The sequence below is a fragment of the Mycobacterium sp. TKK-01-0059 genome, from assembly GCF_000709305.1.
Classification (GTDB): domain Bacteria; phylum Actinomycetota; class Actinomycetes; order Mycobacteriales; family Mycobacteriaceae; genus Mycobacterium; species Mycobacterium intracellulare.
Map to the genome: position 1 here is coordinate 4,027,551 of NZ_KL446993.1, position 22,008 is coordinate 4,049,558.

A 22,008-nucleotide genomic window follows, 5' to 3' on the forward strand; every position below is an offset into this window, starting at 1 on the left:
TTCCGGATACTGATCACGTGAGCGTTCGCGTCCGACGGGTGACCACCACCCGCGCCGGTGGTGTCTCGAAGCCGCCCTTCGACACCTTCAATCTGGGCGACCACGTCGGCGATGACCCGGCCGCGGTCGCCGAGAACCGGGCCCGGTTGGCCGCCGCCGTCGGTCTGCGCCCCGGCCGCGTGGTGTGGATGAACCAGGTCCACGGCGATCGGGTCGAGGTGGTGGACGGGCCACGCGAGGCCGCCGTGGAGGGCACCGACGCGCTGGTGACCCGCACGGCGCGACTGGCGCTGGCGGTGGTGACCGCCGACTGCGTTCCGGTGTTGATGGCCGATGCGCGCGCCGGGGTGGCCGCGGCGGTGCACGCCGGCCGGGTCGGTGCCCAGCGCGGCGTGGTGGCGCGCACGGTGGAGGCGATGCTCGAGCTGGGGGCGCAGCCCGACGACATCTCGGCCCTGCTGGGCCCGGCGGTCAGCGGCCACAACTACGAGGTGCCGGAGGCGATGGCCGACGAGGTCGAAGCTGCGCTGCCGGGCAGTCGCACCATCACCGGTGCCGGAACCCCCGGGCTTGACCTGCGGGCCGGAATCGCTTGCCAGCTCAAGGGTTTGGGCGTCACCGCGATCGATATCGATCCGCGGTGCACGGTCGCCGACCCGACGTTGTTCAGTCATCGCCGGGAGGCGCCCACCGGCCGGCTGGCCTCGCTGGTCTGGATGGAGTGACCGCGATGGCGGTGGACATGTCCAATGGGGGAGACCGCGAATCGGAATTGACCCACGCATTGGCGGCGGTGCGCTCCCGCCTTGCCGCGGCAGCACAAGCCGCGGGCCGCAATGCCGCGGAAATCGAGGTTTTGCCGATTACCAAATATTTTCCAGCAATCGACGTCGTGACTTTGTCCCGATTGGGGTGCCGGGCCGTCGGCGAATCGCGGGACCAGGAAGCGACCGCAAAAGTGGCCGAAGTCACTCGGCTCCTGGCGGCTCCCGAACGGGCGAACGTGGGAAATCCGCGCTGGCACATGGTGGGTCATATCCAACGGAACAAGGCTCGGTCGGTGGCCTGTTGGGCCCACACCGCGCACTCGGTCGACAGCACCCAGCTGGTGACCGCCCTCGACCGGGGGGTGGCGGCGGCGCTGGCCGAAGGGCGCCGCACCGACCCGATGCGGATCTACGTCCAGGTCAGCCTCGACGGCGACGAGTCCCGCGGCGGTGTGGACATTTCCCGGCCGGGGGCCGTCGACCAGATGTGCGCCCAGGTCGAGGAGGCGTCCAATCTCGACCTGGCCGGGTTGATGGCCATCCCGCCGCTGGACTCCGATCCCGACGAGGCCTTTGACCGGCTGCAATCGGAACATCGGCGGGTCCTGGAGTCGCACCGGAACGCGGTCGGGCTCTCCGCCGGCATGTCCAACGACTTCGAAATCGCGGTCAAACACGGATCGACATGTGTGCGTGTCGGTACCGCCCTATTGGGCCGTCGGAGGTTACCGTCACCGTAAGTAGTCACTGCAGTAACAGCTTTATCACTAACACCAGGAATCCCAGGGGCTAGAAGGGTCAACGCAATGAGCACACTGCACAAAGTCAAGGCCTATTTCGGTATGGCCCCAATGGACGACTACGAGGACGAGTATTACGACGACCGCGCGCCGTCCCGCGGTTTCCCGCGCCCCCGATTTGATGACGGCTACGGCCGCTACGACGGCGACGACTACGAGGACCCCCGTCGCGAGCCCGCCGACTACCCGCCGCCCGCCGGCTACCGCGGCGGCTACGCCGACGAACCCCGCTACGGCTCGGTGCACCCCCGCGAATTCGACCGGGCCGAGCGGGGCGGGCCGCGCTTCGGCTCGTGGTTGCGCAACTCCACCCGCGGCGCGCTGGCGATGGACCCCCGCCGGATGGCGATGATGTTCGAAGAGGGCCACCCGCTGTCGAAGATCACCACGCTGCGGCCCAAGGACTACAGCGAGGCCCGCACCATCGGCGAGCGCTTCCGCGACGGCACCCCGGTCATCATGGACCTGGTGTCGATGGACAACGCCGACGCCAAGCGGCTCGTCGACTTCGCGGCCGGCCTGGCCTTCGCGCTGCGCGGTTCCTTCGACAAGGTGGCGACCAAGGTGTTCCTGCTGTCGCCCGCCGACGTCGACGTGTCCCCGGAGGAGCGTCGCCGGATCGCCGAAACCGGTTTCTACGCTTACCAATAGGCGCACCCGCCGCGCTCGGCAGCGAGAGCTGACCGCACCCTCGAACGGTTGAACGACTCCCGAGACCACGTGAGGTGGGGCCGCTGACCCGGAGTCGGTAGGCTGGCAGGCGCCGCGCACGTCCGCGGCGCTTGGCATCTCATCGATAAGGTCGGGGCACTTCAGTTGGTGTTGTTCTTTCAGATCCTTGGGTTTGCGCTGTTCATCTTCTGGCTGCTGCTCATCGCTCGGGTCGTCGTTGAGTTCATCCGCTCGTTCAGCCGGGACTGGCATCCCACCGGGATCACCGTGGTGGTGCTGGAGATCATCATGTCGATCACCGATCCGCCGGTGAAACTGCTGCGCCGGCTGATCCCCCAACTCACCATCGGAGCGGTCCGCTTCGACCTGTCGATCATGGTGCTGTTGCTGGTCGCGTTCATCGGGATGCAGCTGGCGTTCGGCGCCGCGGCGTGACCCCGTTCCGGCCCGCCGCCTGAGGCCTCCGCGCCGCCCCGGAGACGGTTCGGACACGTTTTAGCGTCGGTTTGGTTCCCGCGATTTAAAATTTCTAAGGTTTCGGATTTTATTGGCCTCAATGTTTGAAATTGGCTCTTATTTATTGGGCTAATCAGCAACCGTCGCGCCTGGTGTGACAGGATGGACGGCAGTTGCACCACGGCTACCACTGCGTTCTACACTTTCCAGAACGTTCGACAGGAACTTGAGGGGACGAAACAATGCCGCTTACACCAGCCGACGTCCACAATGTGGCGTTCAGTAAGCCACCGATCGGCAAGCGGGGCTACAACGAAGACGAGGTGGATGCCTTCCTCGATCTGGTGGAAGCCGAGCTGACGCGACTCATCGAAGAGAACAGCGATCTGCGCCAACGGATTGAAGAGCTCGACCAGGAGCTGGCCTCCGGCGGCGGGGCCGCCGCCCCGGCCGCGGCCGCCGCGCCCACGCAGGCCATTCCGGTCCGCGAGCCCGAGCCCGAGCCCGTCAAGGCCGCGGCCGCGCCGGCCGCCGCGGTCAACAACGAGGAACAGGCCATGAAGGCCGCTCGGGTGCTGAGCCTGGCCCAGGACACCGCCGACCGGCTCACCAGCACCGCGCAGGCCGAGTCGGAGAAGATGCTGTCCGACGCCCGCGCCAACGCCGACCAGATCCTCAGCGAGGCCCGCAGCACCGCCGAGACCACGGTCGCCGAGGCCCGGCAGCGCGCCGAAGCGATGTTGGCGGACGCGCAGACCCGCTCGGAGACCCAGTTGCGCCAGGCCCAGGAGAAGGCCGACGCCCTGCAGGCCGACGCCGAACGCAAGCATTCCGAGATCATGGGCACCATCAACCAGCAGCGCACGGTCCTGGAGGGTCGCCTCGAACAGCTCCGCACCTTCGAGCGCGAATACCGGACCCGGCTCAAGACCTACCTGGAGTCTCAGCTCGAGGAACTCGGCCAGCGCGGGTCGGCGGCCCCCGTGGACTCCAGCGCCGATGCCGGCGGGTTCGACCAATTCAACCGGGGCAACAACTAGCGTTTTCAGCTGTGCCGGACGCTCGCCGAGCTCGGGGTTGGCACACTAGGTCCTGAACACCGCAGTCCCGCTCGTCGCCTGGAGGATGCCCGATGCTCGTCATTGCGCTGGTATTGGCCCTGATCGGGCTCGTCGCGTTGGTGTTCGCCGTCGTCACGAGCAACGAGCTGGTCGCCTGGCTGTGCATCGCCGCCAGCGTGGTGGGTGTGGTCCTGTTGATCCTCGACGCCTTGCGCGAGCGCCAGCACCGCGAGCCCGGTGGGGCCGAGGCCCAGGATGCGGGCGAGGCCCGTCCCGACGAGGACGACTACGTGGACTATCCCGAGGAGGCTGCCGCCGAGGGCGAAGCGGAGGCGGTCACCGACGGGACCGAGGCGACGGAGGAATCCAGCGTCGCGGCCGAGGGCCGCGGCGACGAGTCCGCCAAGTAACGCTCAGGCCGTCGGGGTGGCGAGCAGTTCGCGCACCTCGTCGTCGCTGACCTGATGAAAATCGTCGTAGACCTGCCCGACCGCTTCGAATCCGGGCGGCATCGTCGCGCACACCACGTCATCGGCCTCCCGCGCCAGGTCGCGGCAGGCGGACTCCGGCCCCACCGGGACCGCGACGGTGATTGATTCCGGCCCCGCGGCGCGCACCGCTCGCACGGCGGCCAGCATGCTGGCGCCGGTGGCGATCCCGTCGTCGGCCAGGATCACGACCCGGTCGCGCGGGTCGGCGATCGGCCGGCCGCCCCGGTAGGCGTGCTCGCGCCGGAGCAGTTCGGTCGTCTCGCTGTCGATCACCTCGCGCACCTGCTCATCGGTGACGCGCAAGCTGGCCACGACGTCGTCGTTCATCACCAGGCCGCCACCGCTGGCCAGGGCGCCCATCGCCAGCTCCGACCAGTTCGGCACCCCGAGCTTGCGCACCAGGAACACGTCCAAGGGGGCGCCCAGGGCCGCGGCGATCTCCCAGGCCACCGGCACGCCGCCGCGCGCCAGCCCGAACACCAGCACGTCGCGCCCACGGTAGGACGTCAGTTCCTCGGCCAGCGCGCGACCGGCCTCGCGGCGGTCACGGAAGTTGCGCGTCGCCGTTCGCCGGAGAAAGCCGTTCGGTCGATTCATTGGTCGTATACCAGCCTACGTGGGAAAGCTCACTTCGGCGGTGCATGTTCGGTGGGACGGCCGGCGCAAGCGCAATACGGTTGCGCGGGAAGGCGATTGGATTTGGCCGGCGGCGCAGGTCTGGGCCGCAGCATCGGTGTGATCGCGGCTTCGCCGCTCAACACGCTCCATCGGGTGTGATCGCGGCTTCGCCGCTCAACACACTCCATCGCCTCAGGAATGAATGCGAGCATTCATTCCATTCGGCTCAGTCGTGTGTCCGAGGGGGGACTTGGCCACTTACGACACGGGTTGAGACCTTTCAACTGCGTCTCTGACCAGTGAGTTTACGGCGTCAGGCGTCTGGGGTGCAGTGGACGCAACGGAGCGATGTCCGGTGGGGTTGCAGAGGTGGCCGAGTTCGGTATTCGTGCGCTCGAACCATCACGCGGCGCCGAGTTTGCGAGGGCAGGCAGTAACGATGTACACGCGACCGCCGAGGCGGCGGATAGGTAATTCAGCGGTCTTCACCGTGCCGTAGGCAGACGCCGTTCGCCAAGAAGAAGAGCCGGCACGGGGCCGTCAGTGTCCATCAAAGGCATCGTCGCGACTGGGTGGTCAGAAAGGTCCGCGGCGCAGCTGCGCGACGGTGGCCGTCCATACGGTGTCGACGGCTTCCTGTAGCCGTTTCTTTGATCCCCCGAACAGACCGGCTTCTACGGCTGGCCACTGGTCGCCCGCGTTTCGAGCATCCACCAACGTGTGCGCGACTTCGGTCTCCTCGAAGGGGTAGCACTCGGCCGCGTGCGCGACGAACAGCCCCAGCCAGGGCTGGTCGAGGAGGCCTGGGCTACGTTGAGCCGCGAGATCGGTGACTAGAAGGGCAAAAAGTAGCTCGCTGGCATCGAACAGCCTGATGTACTGAGAATCGGTGTGGTCGGGAAAGTACGACCGCAGCGCATCGAACAAGAAAGCCGAGACCGGGTAGACCGGTCGGCGCGGAAGTCGACCCGCTGCGAGGGCGTCCAGCAGCTGCTCGGTGAGTACACCTGTCTGGGCGGCACGCAGGGCAAGTCCGAGATGCCGCTCGCGGCCGACTATCTCCCAGGGGCCAGCCTTATCGAGGACCGCCACCTTGCGGTTCGTAAAAAGGGACCAATCGACGGTCAGAGCGCGGACGGCGCCATAGTTCTCGTGTTCAATTGCCGCGATTGTGCCGGCGTAGATCGTGAGCGTCGCTGGCAGCAATGCCAACGCCTCCAGCTGTTGGTTTCGGACAGCCGTGATGAGCGAACCACTCTCTTGGGCAAGCGGTCTCGGCTCGGCGAGCGCGGTGATGACCTGTCGATATTCGACTTCAAGCGTAGTGCTTTCGACCCGACAACCCTCGATGACGAGAGGAAGCAAAGGCGCCGCGGTCTCGCAGTAGCCATCAGCGATCTCGACGTATTGGGTGATCTGCTTCGTCGGCACTCGACTGGCGAAGCCGGGTGGGAACTGTTCAGGGTTGCTGCACGCGTCGATCACACCGCGGGCGGCGCTGCGCATCAGGCGGCCGGCCAACCGGTAGTTGCCGTTACCGATCGCCTCGTCGAACGCGTCACTGTCAGAGACCGGAGGGTCCTGCAGGAGCCGGTTCTGCAGTTCGTTGAGCTCTCGATGGGTTGCCGGCTCGGAGCCGGAGATGCCGCGGCGGAAAACAGTTCCGGACTTGTAGCTCTCGTAGTCCTTGACCAGGGAGTGGATCCGGTGGCCGGGCTGCGGTGGTGCGACCGTGATGATCAGGACGTGTTGCCCGTGGAACTCGACATAGTCGACGTCCCAGTGTGGTCCGTCGACGTAGGTTCGCAGCATCCCGGCGAGGTCCGCCGCGTCGTGCACCGCGACGGCGCCGAGCACGCCGTCAGGCGAAACGCCCACGACGAGGTACCCTTCGCCCTCGCACTCGCGGGCCGCGTTCGCCGGGTCGCGATTGGCCAAAGCGATGATCGCTTTGGCCGCGCTGACCTTGTCCTTGGCCTTGGAGAAATCCAGGGTGCTTTTCCACTCCACCCAATGGGTCTCGGGCGTGGTGGTCGAGGTGGCGTGATAAATCGCTTCGACGAGTTCGCCGAAGCGGTGGCTGCGTCGAAATGACACACTCGTGTCTAGGTTGAGACCCACAGCGGTCGAGCATATTCCCGACCCCGCGCAGGAGCGTCGGCCTGGGGACTCCCGCGGGCGAGACCAACGGCGGAGCGGTCGGAATGTGGTGAGGCACCAGCGTGTGAAACCCCGGCTCTGCGAGCGCAGTTCCGTCGAAAAAGTCGAACAAGATCTCTGGATCTGAACATCGCCCAGCCACGGGCGCGTCGGGCGATGTGGCGATTAACGGAGATCGCTGGCCGACGACGGGGTGCCCGCGATCGCCAGTTTCGTCGAGAATCAGCGGGCAATCCGCCAGCCGCCAGGTTGAATGCGATAACCGCCAACTCCACTGACTCCGGACACAACCACCATCGCCCGCTGCCTATCTCCGTCCCGGGATGAATGTGCGCTTGACGGAGCCGAGGATTATCGGCCCTGTCGACGACGACCCGGTGCAGTGCATCTTTCGTGGCCGGATGACGGCGGTCTTCAGTTGGATTGATCCTCTAGTCCGGCGATGCGTGCCGTCCAGGTTGACAGAAACTCGCGCCCTTCCGCAGTCGACAGCACAGACAGGAGCCCGGCATAGACATCGCAGACGGCCCCCACCAACCGCGGGCCAGCTGACTCACGATTCACGGCGTCGAAGACGTTTGTTGAGTCTGGCGCGATCTTCAGCGCGCATGGCTTCGATCGCCTGTGCTGCATACCGGTTGTAGACATCAAAACTGTCCGCCGCCGGCGCAGTGCTGAACCGGTGGATCTGGCTGTCGATCGTTTGAACGTCTAGACCGAAATACTGGATTACGACTCGATAAGCGAAGTCGACTGCCCGTAGCAACTGCGCCAGCCGCCCGGATTCCGCCGCTTCAGTAAGCGACCAGTGCAGGCCGTCGGAATGGTTCGTTCCGCGGTGGGAGATCAAGGCGGCGGCGCGTCGGAGGTCGCTGAGGTCTGGATCATCACCCGTGACTACTGGCCAGCGCTCGACAATCACACCATCGCAACGTAATTGGACCGTCGCATACTCCAGCATTTCCGCCACACGAACCGTTTCAGCGAAGACCTGACGCGCAGCGGCCTCCGATGACTGATCCACGGCGACGGTGATATACCCCGCCGCAGGGTTGCGACGATCGTTCGGCTCGAGATGTGTCACAGTCCATTGGCTCATGAATGCGGATCATTCCATGGGGGTGCGACACAATCCTCGTCGTGACGGGACGGCTATAAGGTCAACACACTGGTGCGATCCACCTTCAGGTGCGCTTTCTTCGACGAGTGGACCCCAGCCGTCCTGATCTGCCAGGAGCTGCAGATATTCGAAGGTGTCTGCGAGCACCGCTCGCTGAAAGGCTTCGTCCGCCTGATCGCCAAGTGGCGTGAAGTGTGCACCAACGAGATGCCGATGCAGCCGCAGACCTTCCTAGACCTGACCGCCCTCGCCGCCCGATGAGCAACTACCCAGCCGTAGCGCTGTCGCGCCTCATCAAAGCGCTCCAAGGCGACGCTTAGAGCAGGCGAAGTTCGCCGCATCGTCGGGCTGTCGATAGCGTCAGCCAGCGCTGTTGTCCCAGGGTTGCTCACCAACGGAAGCGCCTGCCGCAGTCAGCTTGTGCGGCCGGGGTGGGCAGTGCGGCAGCCGCGGGCGATGCGCTGGAGCAATCGTTCGCGGTCGGTCAGGATGTCGAGGAGATACACCATGGGCACGAACACGATGTCTGCCGGCAGGCGGCCGGTGTGTTCGGCGAGGATCTCGGCGTTTTCGTTGAATCCGTGGGTGGTGTTGCGGCGGGCGTTCCATAGGTGAATCAGTCGCGACTCCGTTGTGGCGTCGGGGTTGGAGCTGGGGGCGAAGAACTCGTCGGAGACCTGCTGCGCTGCTGTGAGTGCGCGATAGGCCGGCGCCATGACGAGTGGTTTGATCCGGGTGGGTACGTGTTCTTCAATTGCCTTGATGCGCTTCGCGAGTCGCGTCGGTGTCATGAGTTGGCCGATGCCGTTGGCGCCAGTAAAGCTGTCGGCTAGAAGGTCCATGGCTGGGAACATGAGCATGAGTTGTGCTGACCGGTCGCGGGGATGGCTGAGGATCGCCCCGATGCGGGTAATCAATTGTTCAAGGTTCAGCATCCAGCGTTGGTGGGCCTCGGGGACGTAGGTGTTCTTAGCGTCGAGATACGTTGTGGGAGAAAAGATGTCGTTTATTGTCTTGTCGACACGTGAGGCCCACCAGTCAACGGTCTCAGAGAAGATCGCCCTGTGCATGTCCGACGCGTCGGCGATTGTGTTCGCGAAGTCGTGGGTGGGGGAGTGGTGGATAAGCACCCGGAGGCAGTCGAGCGGGTCGCGGCTTGCTCCGAATCCTCTTCCGTTAATCAGGCGGCCGAAAGTGTAGACGATGACCTGTCCGACTCGTGGTACGCCTATTCCCCACATCGATGGACTCTGACTGCCGAGTAAGGGAGCAAAATAGAGGCCTCCGAAAACAGTGCCTTCTAACAGCGCTCCCGACGACTGGAACGTCGCCTTCTCGGGGTTTTGTTTGGACTCCTCGACCAGTTCGGCTGCGGTGGTGTGTCTGAGGCGTAGGAGCACCTGGGGGAGTTTGGACCAGCGGTAGGCGAGAGGGTCGATCCGGACGTCGTGGACGGAGAGGCGCGGGAACAATGGCTCAGTGGCGCCGTCAGCCCGTTCTAGGGGTATGCGGGAGAGCGCAGCGCTGCCCCATTCGATGGCGGCAGGGACTTGGTGGTCGGGGACGGCGATCAGCGTGGTGATGATGCGGTCAAGGCGGGCCGCCAGCGCGGGGTTTTCGTCGAGGGCTTGGGTGATCTTGTCGAAGGTGTCGGACAGTTTCGGTGGCATGCCTCCTGGTACGTCGGGGGTAGGTGCTGGCGAGACATCGAACCTGCTGCGTTTGAGGGCGGGGCCATGCAAGGTCTGCGCGGAGACGAGGTCGGTGTGCTTGGCGGAAACTTCCCACACCGTGTCAGAGCCGATGGGGCGTCGCAAGACGACGAGGCCGAGGTGGTCGATGAATCCGGCCGGATCGTTGCCATACATTTCGGGCGGGACGTCGATGTTCATGATGGCCCGTTGTCGATTTGGTACGCCAGCCAGCGGGTGGCCGTCTCGATAGCTGTGGTGTAGCGGGCGTTGACGGTGCCTAATCGGTCAGTGATCACGACGGGGTCTACAAGGTGCTCTTGGATGAGTGCCTGAACGAAGTTCTGGTCCTTGGGACGGAATGCGCAGAGTTTGGCGACGCAGAGGTCTTCTTTGTCCAGGCACCAGCCGATGAATTGGGGATCACCGGAGGGGGCGGCGGTGTTGGCGTTCTGAACTTTGACGAGGCGGTCTCTCCAGCCCTCGGGTAGGGCAGCGGTGGTGAGGTCGACACCATCGATGCTGAATCCGTGCGTTTGTTCGAATGGTGAGAGTTCGCCGGCAACCCCGACGATGAGGTCGGCAAGTTCAATGGTGGTGTTGTTGTCGTCGGTGATGGGTAGGATGTCGACTTCCATTGAGCGGGTCGCAAGGTGCGGCAACTCGTATTCGGGGTAGGTGCCAAGGATGGCCTGAGAGCCAATCACGATGACTTCGGTTTGGGCGGTGATCTGGCAGGCGGTACGGATTGCGTGTTCCAGTTGGTCGCGGCGCATCACACAGCGTTTCGGAGTGCTTGCCGGCGCTCTTCGTCAGTGAGGATCCCGCCCATCGGTGTGACCTCGCGCATTTCGATCGAATGGCGGTCGACGCCGGTCAGGATGCGGCGCAGCGCGGGGACATCCTTGGTACTGACGAGATGCTGCCAGTGGTCGAGGTTGGCGAGATGCGGTTGGCCACGTACACCAGCGCGTAGGCGGGCTATGTTGGCAAAGATCGTTGGCTGCCAGGCAGTTAAGGATGTGGCATTCAGGTGCGTCGCCAATTGCCGGTGCATGCTCCAAGAGCGGCGCTCGGAACGCGTTAGGTTCGCGTTTACGGCCTGGCGGCTGACTTCGAGTCGATAGCCCATGCACGACAGCAGTCGGTCGATCTGGTCATCGCTGAAATCGATTGTGCCGCTTAGAAACTGGCTGATGCTGGGCTGTCGGACACCACTGATTCGCGCGAGCTGCGATTGGCTCATCCCGGTTGCAGCCATGACATGGCGAAGGACGTCACGGGGACCCATCTTGAAACTATAGCATCCAATACTATAGGCGTAGCCACGCAGAGCGGGCATCTTTGCACAGGGGTGCCACCGTGGTGCTCGTGCGGAGCGAGCACAGGACGACTGCCGCGGTATGGCACCGCAATGGGATGTTCTCCGTTCCCACCGTCGGGCAGAATTAGGACATCGACGCGATGCCAACTTGGCATCAGCAAATACTGGAAATTAGCTTCGACCGAGCTCAGAGCGGATATGCTATCCGTGCAGCTAAGAAATTGTGTCCGAGGGGGACTTGCCCACCTACGACACGGGTTGAGACCTGGCGAATCGGTACCTGATCGTCGTCCGTGCTGGGGTCGGCCCACTCTAATGTCGGGCGGTCGGATTAGGGGTCGAGTTGGGCGGGGGCGACTCGGCACCCGGCGGCTTGGGCTCCGGTGTGCAGGCGTCGGTCCCAGACGGCGACGATCAGGCCGGGGTCACCGACAGCCGACGCGCTGGCCAGATGTACTGCGTCGGCTCCGCGTAAGGCATGGGCTCGGGCGAGGCGGCCGGCGTGCTGTTCAACGGTGGCGGTGAGTTCGACCGGGCGGGTGGCGGCCCAGAAGTCCTCCCAGTCACGCTCGGCGTCGGCGAGCTCGGATTCGGTTAGGTCGTGATTGCGGGCTGCTGCGGCGAGTGCGGCGCGGACTTCGGGGTAGGCCAGGCGGCTGGACAATGCGGCGTCGCAGCCGTCCCATAGCGCGGACGCCAGCCAGCTTCCTGTCTCGGTGGTGAGAAGTTTGACGAAGGCGCTGGCGTCGAAGTAGACGAGTGGCACCGGTCAGCGCCGCTGGTCGCTGACCCGGTCAGACACCGGCCGCCGCGGTCGGGGCCGGGACCGACCCGCAGCGACGGGCCGCTGGGCGGTGGCCTTGCCAATCACGCCTTCGGCCGCGAGACGCTCCAAGTTGCCTGCGCTGTCCAGTGCAGCGAGCCGCGCGACCGGAATCCCGCGGTCGGTGATGACGACCTCACCACCAGCCCGAACTCGATCGAGCCAATCGCTGAGGTGCGCGCGCAACTCGGTCACGGATACCTCCACACCATGAACTGTACACTCACTGAGCCATGATTTGTACATGTCACTTCTGAGTGTGGCAACGACGACTTGAGAGATTGACCTGCGCAAGCCGGAGGCGAGGTGGCAACGGGCCGGTACACCGATTCGTCCGCGGTGCTGGCGACGCCGAGACGGTCGATATCATGGTGGCTGGTGGCCTTCCGTCCAAGCTGCATCCGAAGGTGTTGCGGCGGAAGGTGTTTGCCGTCCCCGGTGGGACTTCGGCGCAGCTGGCGTTCGTGGTCAGCTGCATGGAGACGGCAGCGCCTCGGTGTCGGACGCCGGGTCTAGCTTGCAGCAACGAGCTTTTGAATTCTCTGCTTGAGTTGCTGTGTGCGGTGACTGCTGGCGATCGCCTTCATTGGCGTTCTGTTGCCAGCGACCCGATTGAACGACTCTCCCAGTAGTAACAGTTGGCCTGAGTCGCGAAGAACCTCGACATCCCTTGGATCGTATTCGTATGACGGAGCGTGCTTCAAGCTGGTGTAGGCGTCCCAGAACAGTTGGCTCCACATGTCTAGTTGGTGGCATTACCCCGAGACCGTGGCTATGAGACCGAAATCACAACTACCCGTTTAAAATTCAATAGCCCACAACTGACTAGGAACATAAGGGGTAACCCAGCTTCAAAACTTGGGTGCGATTGCTGAACAACCGTTTTTACTCAATCGTCACGTCGAGGGGCTCGCCCATCGGGCGGCCAGGAGTCGGTACCCGACTCAAGCGGAATATTCAAGGATCGAAGCAGGATCGAAAAGAGCCGCCAATTGGCGATCGCTCCGACAAGTTCGACCAAAACCGCGTGATCGCCATTGAATGCCTTGTGGCACGCGGCCCAGTTTTCCTCGGCAATGACCCCGTCACGTACCACATCATCGGTCGCGGCCAGGACCGCACGCTCGGCATGGCCCAGACGATTGGAACTTTGCCAGTCACGCACCGCCAGAAGGTCATCCGAAGCCACACCGAGCAGCGTCGCGATTCGCCAATGCTGTGTCCACTCATATACCGACCCCGTTACCCAGCCGATGCGCATGATGATCAATTCGCGTAGCCGGGCGTCGAGCACACCGTTAAATAGCAGCGCCTCGAGCATTCCGTACAGGGCCACTGCGAGGCTCGGCTGGTGAAGTGCCACGCGAAATACTGACAGTTCTGCCATCTCTTCGGGCAGCCCACACTCGGCAGCCCGCAGCCGGGCCTGCTCAAGGTCGAGCATCGGTACGCGTTCCGTCCTCGTCACGTGACCTTTCTCTGTTGAAGCTCCGCATGCTGTGAGGGCGTGGGCACGAAGACGTTGTGCAGGGCCGCACTCGATTTGGCATTTTCATCTGCAAGCGAACTGAGCAGCGGCGCGAGACCAGCGAATCCGGTTGATTCTCTTGTGATCCGGTCGAACGGCCAGCGGCGCGTGGCCAGAATCTCGAGGGCTGCCCGGTAGGCGGGATACTCCACGCCGAGTGCACCGGCGATGTGTAATTCCTTATACACCAGCGTGTCTGGTTCAAAGCCGGGCGCGCCGCCTCCGCCGCGGGTGCCGGCAACCACGACCGTGCCGCCAGGCTTGGCAAGGGCGACGGCGTCGGCGAACGCGGAGGGTGCTTTGGCGGTGACATCGACGACCACGTCGGCAAGCTGTCCGCCTGTCTCACGCTGGAGCGCTGTCACTACATCGTCCTGCGATACGTCGATGGGCAGGTCGACACCGAATGATCTGGCTATGGCCAGTCGCTGATCGTCGCGTGGACCGATGCCGGTCATCGCGACGAAAGCGGCTCCCGCCTCTTTCGCCGCCACCGCCGCGCAGATCCCGCGGATGCCGGGTCCCAGTATCGCTACGATACTCCCCGCCTTGGTGTCGGGAAGAGTTTTCCCCCATTGGATACCGGCCCCGAGAGGGTTGAACAACGTGGCGAGAACGGGGTCCATGTCTTCGGCAATCGGGAGTAGCATCGCGTCCCACGGAAGCTCCACATGGGTGGCGTATCCGCCCCATAACCCGGCGCCGATCTCCACGTCGACGAACCCGAACATGGTGGCGATGCCGTTCACCGCACATCGCCGGTATTCGCCGCGGCGACACTCCGGGCAGTCTCGGCAGGACCGGAACACCTCGACGGCCACGCGCTGGCCGGCCTGTACGCACCAGCGTTCGCTGGCCGCGTTGCCGACATGTTCGACGATGCCGACGATTTCGTGACCTGGAACGAATGAGAAGCCGGCAGGCAGGTGTCCGGTGAATTGTTCGTGATCTGTACCGCATAGACCACATGCTTCAACTCGCAGGATCGCACCGCGGTCACCGACGTCGGGGATGGTCATCTGGCGTCGCTCCAGATTCCGCGGTCCGGTCAACACCATGGCCTCGGCGATCATGGAAGCTCGAATCCCGTGGACGACCCTGTGTTTCGGAGGCAAACCGTTCTGCCAACGTACATCTCGCCCGCCATCGCCTCGGCAATCTGCGGATCGTCGCTGCGTGCGACGACTCTTCGCCCGTCGGAGAGGTGCGCGATGATCGGTGTCCATCGAGGTCGTCCGTCTCGGTCGTACACGACCGTGTACCCGTCCACTGTCGCGCGACCGGTCGCCTCGTCGACGCCTGCGACGGCCAGCCGCGATGAATCGATCTGAGCTTGTTCCTCTGCCGTGTCGATCAGTCGCCACCCGGTTGGTGGAGGGGTGGCCGACCACACACCGACCGAATGTTTCGTCGAATACCAACCGAGGCCGGTGACGAGTCCGGCATCGGTGGGGTCGCGTCTGCAGCGTCGGACCATCTCAACGATCGCGTGACTGACGTAGTTGTTACCGGGACCGCCGTGATAGGGGAGGCCTCCGGTTACTGTGAGGCCTCTATCGTCGCGGGGGTCCAACTCGAGAGCCTCGGTGGCTATCTGAACTGCCGACGGGAAGCAGGAGTAGAGGTCGAACCACCGAATGTCGTCGGTGGTCAATCCGCCCGCGTCGAGAGCCTTCCGTGCCGCTACTTCGATACCCGTTGAGCGACTGAGGTCCGGCCGTTGCACGGGGAAGTACACGTCGTTGCAGGTTGCCGCTGACCAGGGAAAGACCCAACGATCGCGCGAGACGCCCAATTCGTCTGCCATCTCGGCCGCCACAACGATGAACGCGGCAGCCATGTCGACGGACATGTTGCTGTTGAGCAGCTTGGGATAAGGCAAGCACACCATGCGGTTTTCCGCCGTTACTTCGCTGAGTTCGGCGGCACTTCGTGTGCGCGGGAACCAGGCCTGCTCGGGATGGCGCGCCGCCTCGGCTGTGAACGGTGCCATCAGCGTTCCCAGCCACTCCCTTTGCGCATCGAAATCATGGCCGTGGCGTGCGGCGATCGCGGACTCGAAGATGGGATACACCTCGTGCGGCCAACTCAGACCTACCGACATCTCGGCTTGACTCAGCCCGGGGCGGGCGTCCCCAAGGGATTCGTCGCCGGAGCGGGGCGGGGCTGGGCAGTTGAGAAGTGTCTCACCCTGGAGCTTGCGCGCGGAATGCCCGCTCTCCGCGCCGACGACCAGGACAACATCTGCGCGGCCCTCGGCTATTTCTCCACCCAACACCTCGACGAGATACTGCGGGGTGTTTCCGCCGACTGGACAGCTGATGCGGCGGGCGGGACTGATGCGCATCGCTTCGGCGATCCTGCTGGCGGGATTGTCCCGCGATATGACCAGGATGCCGGGAGCCGCGACCGTGTCGATGCGCCGTTCGACCGCGCGACCGGTGTCGTTGACCGCGCGGCGTGCGGCCTCCACTGCCAAGTCGATCGGGTCCACGACGTCGTTCCCGCGATGGGTGACTTCGCCTACGCCGACCACCACCGGAGTACGCGCTTCTACCGACAATCGATCACTCGCTCAGGGCCACGGGCTGTTGTGAGACACGAATGCGATGGTGTCATATCTGCAGTCAAGCCACAATGGTGTGCGCCCGCGGCATACTGGCTGTTGTGTCGACGAAGTTGGTGCGATGGGGTGCTGCCGCGCCGTCAGATCGTGGTTCCGCTCGCGACCGATTGCTAGATGCTGCCGAGCGGTGCCTAGAGAGTTGCGGCGTGGTAGGCACGACCATGGAGGACATCGGCAGAACAGCGGGTGTCTCCAGGGCAACGGTGTATCGCTACTTCCCCAATCGGGAGGCGGTGATGTCGGGCGTCATCATTCGCGCCGCCGAGCGCTATCTCGATCGCATCAACCCCCGGATCGCGGAGCACACCGATCTGGGCTCCGCTCTCGTCGATTTCGTAGAATACACAGTTGAGGCCGCGCGCCGCGAAGAGATCATCGGATTGTTGTTCGGCAGCGACGAGGAACTCGCCGGCGTTGGCCTCGCGGCGGGGACCTCGACGTCACTCTTCGAACTCGTCACCGAGTTTCTCCGTCCCATCTTCAGGAGACACTGGAGTTACGTAGAACCGGGCGTCTCCGTCGACGACGCCGCCGAGTGGGTTCTCCGCACGATACTGAGCCTGCTGACTGTTCGAGGACCGCGGGAGCGCAGTCGTGACGGGCTCCGGACATTTCTTTCAAGGTTTCTCCTTCCCGCAATCCTGGCGAGCGACCATTGTCGACCGATGTGACAGACAAGGCGTAATGTCTCAACCACAGCTGAGGTAGGAGGCCGGACATGTCTGTGCAGTTCACCACGTTCAACCAGCAGGTCGCTGAACAACTGCAGAGCGCAGCAGAAACCACGGGCGGGTTGGCCGGTTACTTCGGCTTCCGGCACACTGAATTCACTGCTGGACGGCTCGTCGCGGAGATGGACGCACGCGACGACCTGAAGACGCCTTTCGGCAACTTGCATGGCGGCTGCTTGTCGGCCATGGTCGACCATTGCCTTGGAGTGGTGTTTTATCCCGTGATTCCGATGGGATCCTGGGTCGCGACGACGGAGTTCAAACTGAATTTGCTTCGTCCAGTCTCCAGCGGAACCTGTGTAGCCACGGCTGAGATCATCTCGCTGGGCAGAACCAGCGGTGTGGCACGTATCGACATCTGCAACGACGGCAGAGCGGTGTGTGCGGCGCAGGGCACCGTCACCGTCGTCGCACCGAAGGCCATCTCTTGATGTCTGCAAACAGAGCACATGATTCGTCCGCTCCTGTCGTCGAGCGCGTGCCCACGGTGGATGGGCTCTCGCTGGCGGTCGACTTCTACCGCTGTGACGGACCGCGGGCGGTCGTGTTGCTCCTTCACGGCGGTGGTCAGAGCCGGCACGCCTGGGATGTCACCGCCCAACGATTGCATCAGCGGGGCTACACCGTTGCCGCCTACGACGCAAGGGGACATGGTGACAGCGACTGGGATCCGGACGGACGCTATGACATCGAACGGCTGGGGTCCGACCTGTTGGCCGTGCGCGCGTACGCCGGCTCCGCCCGCCCAGTTGCCGCGATCGGGGCATCGTTGGGCGGTTTGACCATCCTCGGCACGCACTTGCTCGCCCCGCCGGAGCTATGGCAGGCCATCGTCCTGGTTGACATCACTCCGCGAATGGAGATGCACGGCGCCCGACGAGTCGTAGCGTTCATGTCGGCCCATCCCGAAGGTTTCGACAGCTTAGAGTCGGCCGCTGACGTGATCGCCGCCTACAACCCGCACCGCCCTCGCCCCGAAAACGTCGACGGCCTCCAACAAGTCCTCCGGCGACGTGGAGATGGTCGCTGGGCCTGGCGATGGGATCCGGCGTTTGTGACGTCGAATTTTCAGTTCCTGCAGGGTGATTTAGACGACGGCGCAGAGGAGTTCGAGATGATGAGCGCATTCCTTGTCGATGGCGCGCGACAGGTGTCCGCGCCGACGCTGCTGGTCCGCGGCCTTCTATCAGACATGGTCTCCGAAGAGACAGTGAAGGATTTCCTCACCCTGGTTCCCCACGCGCAAACCGTTGACGTGTCGGGCGCGGGCCACATGGTTGCTGGCGACAACAACGACGCATTCTCAACGGCGGTCGTCGACTTTCTCGACTGCACCGTTTGACGCCTGTCGTCAGGCTGCGCGGGGGATCCCAGTTCGCCACCTATTCTGCTCGTATGCCAACTGAATCGGTGCGGATGTCGTTTCGCCGACATATGCGCGAGCAGGTCTTGAGGGCGACACGGGAACTCACCATTGAGAAGGGCTGGGAACAGGTCCGGGTGAGTGAGGTCGCCGAACTTGTCGGCGTCTCCCGACCGACGTTATATAAGGAGTTCGGCGATAAGCAGGGACTCGGTGACGCGCTCGTGGTGGCCGAGGGTCAGCGCTTCCTGGAGGGTATCCACGCCATCCTCGCCGAACACACCGGCGACGTTCAGGGCGGCATCACTGCAGCGGTGCGGTTCACCCTCCTTGAAGCAGAAGCTAGTCCGCTCCTGAAGTCGGTGCTGACGTCCAACCACTCAGGGGATGATCGCGCTGGTGCGCCGACGATGGGCGTCCTTCCTCTCCTGCCGACATCGGCGTCCCTGCTCCAGCTCTCCTCCGCGGCTTTGGTCGCGTGGTTTCACGACCACTTCGCCGATCTCGACTCCGAAGACGTCGAGGAGGTCGCAGACGTTCTGGTGCGGTTGACCGTGAGTCACGTCGTCCTTCCCTCCGCGGACATCGCCACCACGGGTGAGCGGATCTCGCGTGTGGCGCTCTGCTACCTCGGCGTTGGGCATAGATAGCTGTGAGTTGAGCGGTCTTACCCGCGAGCGGCGCCTTACAGAAACTGATTTTCGTAAGATTCTTGATTGCTGTGCTTTAAATGTAAACATCGCGCGGCTGGCGCGCACTTGCCATGACCCCCGCCGGGCTACGCCGGTTCCAAGACCTGCGCCGCAGCCTGCTACAACCACCCCGGCAACTACGGCCTCGGCACATGCCGGACTCCGCGAGCAGCACCACCGAAACCGCTAGCGCCACGGCGTAGCATCACCCACCGAAGCCAGAACCTGCACCCGTGGACGTAGAGCAACGGAACTGCGCGCGGATCGACTGCAGGTGTCGGCTGCCAGTTAGAAGGGACCAGCTCGGCGCCTTCGATTTTAAACGGGCAGTTGTGATTTCGCTCTCACCGGGCGTGTCGCTGCTGTAGGGGGCCCTTGGCCTTCTGAAGTCTGAATGTTGCGAAGCATTCAGGCGAACGAAGGGACCGGGGGCCGTGTCTGACGGTACGACATTGTTGTTCGGGTTGCCCGGTGTGCGGGTCGAGCGTGTCGAGCGTTCAACTGACGGGATGCGTGTGGTGCATGTGGCGACTGCCGAGGAGGAGGGGGCGGCGTGTCCGTCGTGTGGGGTGTTCTCCACCTCGCTCAAGGGCCGGGTGACGACGTCGCCGCGGGACATCCCGTACGGCAAGGGTCGAATCATGATGCGGTGGCACAAGACCCGCTGGCGATGCCGGGAGGACTACTGCGAGCGCGGCTCGTTCACCGAGGCGATCGCGCAGATCCCGGCGCGGGCGCGGACCACCCGGCGGTTGCGCACCCAGATCGGCGCGGCGATCGGGGAGGCCGCCCGGTCGGTGACCGAGGTCGCGATCGCGCACGGCGTGTGGTGGCCGACCGCGCACCGCGCCTTCTCGCCCACGCCGAGGAGCTACTGGGCGAGCCGAAACCCACCCGGGTGCTGGGCATCGACGAGACCCGCCGCGGTAAGCCCCGCTGGGAGCACTGCACCGAGACCGGCCGCTGGGTGCGGGTCGACCCCTGGGACACCGGCTTCGTCGACCTGGCCGGCTCCCAGGGCCTGCTCGGGCAGCGCGAGGGCCGCACCGGTGCCACGGTGATCGCGTGGCTGTCCGAGCGCAGCGTGCCTTTCCGCGAGGGCATCGAGTACGTGGCGATCGACCCAGCCGCCGCCTACGCCTCCGCGGCCCGCACGCCGGGGCTGTTGCCCAACGCCACCCTGGTGGTCGACCACTTCCACCTGGTGAAATTGGCCAACGACGCACTGACCAAGGTCCGCCGCCGCATCACCTGGGACCTGCGCGAGCGCCGCGGCCGCAAGATCGACCCGGAGTGGGCGAACCGGCGCCGCCTGCTACGTGGTCGGGAACGCTTGTCGAAGAAGAGCTTTGCGAAGATGTGGAACCAGATCCAGGCCGAGGACACGAGCGCGCAGATCCTGACCGCCTGGATCGCCAAGGAAGAATTGCGGACCCTGCTGGCAACCGTTCGTCTCGGCGGCGACCCCCACCTGACCCGGCACCGACTGCACCGATTCCTCACCTGATGCGTCGACTCCCAGATCCCCGAACTGCTCACCCTCGCCGTCACCGTCGACGACTGGTGGCCCGAGATTAACGCGTTCGTGCAGACCGGCATCACCAACGCCCGCACCGAGGGCTACAACCGCTGGCCAAACAGGTCAAGCGTGTCAGCTGCGGATTCCGGAATCGAGAGCACTCGGCCCGCCGGATACGATTCCACTGCACCCGCAAACAGCGGGCCGCAACCCAGACTCCATGCTGATTGCCCGGTCAAAATCGAAGAGCCCGCAAACAGCGGGCCGCAACCCAGACTTCATGCTGATTGCCCGGTCAAAATCGAAGAGCCCTCATTGCACCAGAATACCCAACAACGCATTAGCTACTTCGACCTGAAAAAGTCGGCGCGTTGATCCGCGGGCTGGCGGTGCTGAACTGGGAGGATGGCCTCAAGCCCTTGGGCTAGAAGGGATTGAGGCCATCGTGTTTCGTACTGTAGGCGATCAGCCGTCGTTGTGGGAGTCGATCCTGCCGGAGGAGGTGCGGCGGCTGCCCGACGAGCTGGCGCGGGTGGATGCGTTGTTGGACGATCCGGCGTTCTTCACACCGTTTGTGCCGTTTTTCGACCTGCGGATGGTGGCGTCCGAAATCTGGTGTAAATCGGAGGGTGAAGGTTCTGGCTTCGGTGGGTGATGTTACGCGGTGGCGCTAGCGGTTTCGGTGATGCTGCTGGCGGAGTCGGGGGTGTGCTGAGGCCGCAGTTGCTGGGGTGGTTGTAGCAGGTTGCGGCGCAGGTCTTGGAGCTGGCGCATTCCGGCGGGTGTCATGGTCAGTCCGCGCCAGCCGCGGGATGCGCGGTCGAGCACGGCCCAGGCGATGCTGATGCAGCTGGTCTCGCCCGGGAAGCGGCCGATAACCTTTGCGCGGCGGCGGGTTTCGCCGAAGGTGCGTTCGATGAAGTTCGAGTGCCGGATGCGGTGATGATGTTCGGGTGGGAACCGCAGATAGGCGGTCAGGCCCTGGCGATCGGTCAGCAGGATCTTCATCGCTGCCGGGTAGGCGGCGCCGTAGCGGGCAGCGAACGCGCTCAGCCGGGCATCGATTTGTTCGACCAGCCGCGGGCCGGGCTCGGTAGTGAGATCTTCGGTGTCGAACACGGCCCAGTAGCCGTCGCGGATCTCGGCCTGCATCCCGGCGGGGATCTTGGCCAGCACGTTGCGTAACCGGTGGATCAGGCAGCGTTGGCGCAGCGCGGTCGGGAAGATCTGCTCGATCGCGGCGATCAGGCCGCGGGCACCGTCGGAGACGACCAGCAGCGGGCATGCTAATCGCCGGTCGGTGAGATCGGTCAAGAAATCAGCCCAGGCGTCGGTGGACTCCACTACGCCGGGGGCCAGGCCAACGAAGACGGGCTTGCCGGCGGTGGTCACACCCCAGGCGGCCAGGATCGGCTCGGCCGGCGAGCCGGGATGCATCCGAAAGAACGAGGCTCCAGGAACAGGTAATCGAGCACGACATCGCCCAGGGGACGCCGCGCCCAAGTGTCGTACTCGGTCTTGATCGCTTGGCATACCTGCGCCACAGTCGATTTCGAGATCGCGGCC

Annotated in this window: 24 protein-coding genes and 4 pseudogenes; 15 read left to right on the forward strand and 13 right to left on the reverse strand. The window is 64.3% G+C overall.

Annotated features, from left to right (window positions below; all coding sequences use genetic code 11):
• The first annotated feature begins 17 nt into the window (after positions 1-17).
• The 6 genes from pgeF to K883_RS19045 all read left to right on the forward strand — a co-directional run bounded on the left by pgeF (position 18) and on the right by K883_RS19045 (position 4,166).
• Positions 18-725, forward strand: a complete 708-nt coding sequence (gene pgeF, locus K883_RS19020) for a peptidoglycan editing factor PgeF (RefSeq protein WP_036455209.1) — start codon at positions 18-20, stop codon at positions 723-725.
• 5 nt (positions 726-730) lie between these two features.
• The gene (locus K883_RS19025) at positions 731-1,507 is read left to right on the forward strand and encodes a YggS family pyridoxal phosphate-dependent enzyme (RefSeq protein ID WP_009956061.1); all 777 of its coding nucleotides are present in this window, start codon (positions 731-733) and stop codon (positions 1,505-1,507) included.
• A 66-nt stretch (positions 1,508-1,573) separates the two neighbouring features.
• Positions 1,574-2,218 carry a cell division protein SepF gene (locus K883_RS19030; RefSeq protein WP_008256149.1) on the forward strand — a complete coding sequence of 215 codons (645 nt, stop codon included), beginning with the start codon at positions 1,574-1,576 and terminating at the stop codon, positions 2,216-2,218.
• Positions 2,219-2,383: 165 nt separating this feature from the next.
• On the forward strand, positions 2,384-2,674 hold the full coding sequence (locus K883_RS19035) for a YggT family protein (protein ID WP_003878110.1): 291 nt from the start codon (positions 2,384-2,386) through the stop codon (positions 2,672-2,674).
• A gap of 263 nt (positions 2,675-2,937) precedes the next feature.
• The gene (locus K883_RS19040) at positions 2,938-3,735 is read left to right on the forward strand and encodes a DivIVA-like cell division protein Wag31 (RefSeq protein ID WP_036455210.1); all 798 of its coding nucleotides are present in this window, start codon (positions 2,938-2,940) and stop codon (positions 3,733-3,735) included.
• Positions 3,736-3,827: 92 nt separating this feature from the next.
• On the forward strand, positions 3,828-4,166 hold the full coding sequence (locus K883_RS19045; RefSeq protein ID WP_008256156.1) for a phage holin family protein: 339 nt from the start codon (positions 3,828-3,830) through the stop codon (positions 4,164-4,166).
• Positions 4,167-4,169: 3 nt separating this feature from the next.
• Here the strand turns inward: K883_RS19045 and K883_RS19050 are convergent.
• From K883_RS19050 to K883_RS26990, 3 genes and pseudogenes are all read right to left on the reverse strand, one after another.
• Positions 4,170-4,853: pseudogene (locus K883_RS19050) on the reverse strand (phosphoribosyltransferase); the annotation flags it as partial.
• Between the two features lie 588 nt (positions 4,854-5,441).
• Positions 5,442-6,986, reverse strand: coding sequence for an AlbA family DNA-binding domain-containing protein (locus tag K883_RS19055; protein WP_231504857.1), 1,545 nt, complete (start codon positions 6,984-6,986; stop codon positions 5,442-5,444).
• A 592-nt stretch (positions 6,987-7,578) separates the two neighbouring features.
• Positions 7,579-8,124: a hypothetical protein gene (locus tag K883_RS26990; protein ID WP_081656329.1), complete on the reverse strand. Its 546-nt coding sequence runs from the start codon at positions 8,122-8,124 to the stop codon at positions 7,579-7,581.
• Between the two features lie 72 nt (positions 8,125-8,196).
• Here K883_RS26990 and K883_RS19060 point away from each other — a divergent pair, with 72 nt between their 5' ends.
• Positions 8,197-8,406, forward strand: a complete 210-nt coding sequence (locus K883_RS19060; RefSeq protein WP_008256163.1) for a hypothetical protein — start codon at positions 8,197-8,199, stop codon at positions 8,404-8,406.
• Positions 8,407-8,558: 152 nt separating this feature from the next.
• Here the strand turns inward: K883_RS19060 and K883_RS19065 are convergent, their stop codons facing one another.
• From K883_RS19065 to K883_RS19095, 8 genes and pseudogenes are all read right to left on the reverse strand, one after another.
• Entirely contained in the window at positions 8,559-10,037 is a 1,479-nt protein-coding gene (locus K883_RS19065; RefSeq protein ID WP_014711465.1) for a hypothetical protein, read from the reverse strand.
• Positions 10,034-10,612, reverse strand: a complete 579-nt coding sequence (locus tag K883_RS19070; protein ID WP_014711466.1) for a DUF6036 family nucleotidyltransferase — start codon at positions 10,610-10,612, stop codon at positions 10,034-10,036. Before K883_RS19070 ends, K883_RS19065 begins: the two co-directional genes overlap by 4 nt.
• Positions 10,612-11,127 (reverse strand): helix-turn-helix domain-containing protein, encoded by a 516-nt coding sequence (locus K883_RS26995; protein WP_014711467.1) that lies wholly within the window; start codon positions 11,125-11,127, stop codon positions 10,612-10,614. The genes K883_RS19070 and K883_RS26995 overlap by 1 nt, the downstream gene beginning before the upstream one ends.
• Positions 11,128-11,491: 364 nt before the next feature.
• Entirely contained in the window at positions 11,492-11,926 is a 435-nt protein-coding gene (locus K883_RS19075) for a type II toxin-antitoxin system VapC family toxin (protein WP_008256169.1), read from the reverse strand.
• A 3-nt stretch (positions 11,927-11,929) separates the two neighbouring features.
• Positions 11,930-12,384: pseudogene (locus tag K883_RS28325) on the reverse strand (type II toxin-antitoxin system Phd/YefM family antitoxin).
• Between the two features lie 488 nt (positions 12,385-12,872).
• A complete protein-coding gene (locus K883_RS19085) occupies positions 12,873-13,451 on the reverse strand; it encodes a carboxymuconolactone decarboxylase family protein (RefSeq protein ID WP_036428816.1) in 579 nt (192 codons plus the stop codon).
• On the reverse strand, positions 13,448-14,584 hold the full coding sequence (locus K883_RS19090) for a zinc-dependent alcohol dehydrogenase (protein WP_008256175.1): 1,137 nt from the start codon (positions 14,582-14,584) through the stop codon (positions 13,448-13,450). The genes K883_RS19085 and K883_RS19090 overlap by 4 nt, the downstream gene beginning before the upstream one ends.
• Entirely contained in the window at positions 14,581-16,074 is a 1,494-nt protein-coding gene (locus tag K883_RS19095; RefSeq protein ID WP_170320561.1) for an acetyl-CoA acetyltransferase, read from the reverse strand. The genes K883_RS19090 and K883_RS19095 overlap by 4 nt, the downstream gene beginning before the upstream one ends.
• Positions 16,075-16,283: 209 nt before the next feature.
• On the opposite strand from K883_RS19095, the gene K883_RS19100 reads away from it, so the two are divergent.
• The 5 genes and pseudogenes from K883_RS19100 to K883_RS28330 form a co-directional block, all read left to right on the forward strand.
• A complete protein-coding gene (locus tag K883_RS19100; RefSeq protein ID WP_008256180.1) occupies positions 16,284-16,808 on the forward strand; it encodes a TetR/AcrR family transcriptional regulator in 525 nt (174 codons plus the stop codon).
• Positions 16,809-16,861: 53 nt separating this feature from the next.
• Positions 16,862-17,299, forward strand: coding sequence for a PaaI family thioesterase (locus K883_RS19105; protein ID WP_008256182.1), 438 nt, complete (start codon positions 16,862-16,864; stop codon positions 17,297-17,299).
• Complete coding sequence (locus tag K883_RS19110; RefSeq protein ID WP_008256185.1) at positions 17,299-18,210, forward strand: alpha/beta fold hydrolase; 912 nt, start codon at positions 17,299-17,301, stop codon at positions 18,208-18,210. The genes K883_RS19105 and K883_RS19110 overlap by 1 nt, the downstream gene beginning before the upstream one ends.
• Positions 18,211-18,302: 92 nt before the next feature.
• Positions 18,303-18,881, forward strand: a complete 579-nt coding sequence (locus K883_RS19115; protein WP_020822352.1) for a TetR/AcrR family transcriptional regulator — start codon at positions 18,303-18,305, stop codon at positions 18,879-18,881.
• A 551-nt stretch (positions 18,882-19,432) separates the two neighbouring features.
• Positions 19,433-19,543: pseudogene (locus K883_RS28330) on the forward strand (hypothetical protein); the annotation flags it as partial.
• A 62-nt stretch (positions 19,544-19,605) separates the two neighbouring features.
• Here the strand turns inward: K883_RS28330 and K883_RS28335 are convergent.
• Entirely contained in the window at positions 19,606-19,785 is a 180-nt protein-coding gene (locus K883_RS28335) for a hypothetical protein (protein ID WP_036455211.1), read from the reverse strand.
• On the opposite strand from K883_RS28335, the gene K883_RS28060 reads away from it, so the two are divergent.
• The 3 genes and pseudogenes from K883_RS28060 to K883_RS27015 all read left to right on the forward strand — a co-directional run.
• A complete protein-coding gene (locus K883_RS28060; protein WP_145958867.1) occupies positions 19,753-20,430 on the forward strand; it encodes a transposase in 678 nt (225 codons plus the stop codon). The genes K883_RS28335 and K883_RS28060 overlap by 33 nt on opposite strands.
• Positions 20,431-20,508: 78 nt before the next feature.
• Positions 20,509-20,817 carry a hypothetical protein gene (locus tag K883_RS28070; RefSeq protein WP_218917176.1) on the forward strand — a complete coding sequence of 103 codons (309 nt, stop codon included), beginning with the start codon at positions 20,509-20,511 and terminating at the stop codon, positions 20,815-20,817.
• Positions 20,818-20,887: 70 nt separating this feature from the next.
• A pseudogene (locus K883_RS27015) lies at positions 20,888-21,031 on the forward strand (ISNCY family transposase); the annotation flags it as partial.
• Between the two features lie 68 nt (positions 21,032-21,099).
• Here K883_RS27015 and K883_RS19135 read toward each other — a convergent pair.
• On the reverse strand, positions 21,100-21,879 hold the full coding sequence (locus K883_RS19135; protein ID WP_036455212.1) for an IS256 family transposase: 780 nt from the start codon (positions 21,877-21,879) through the stop codon (positions 21,100-21,102).
• Positions 21,880-22,008 lie beyond the last annotated feature (129 nt).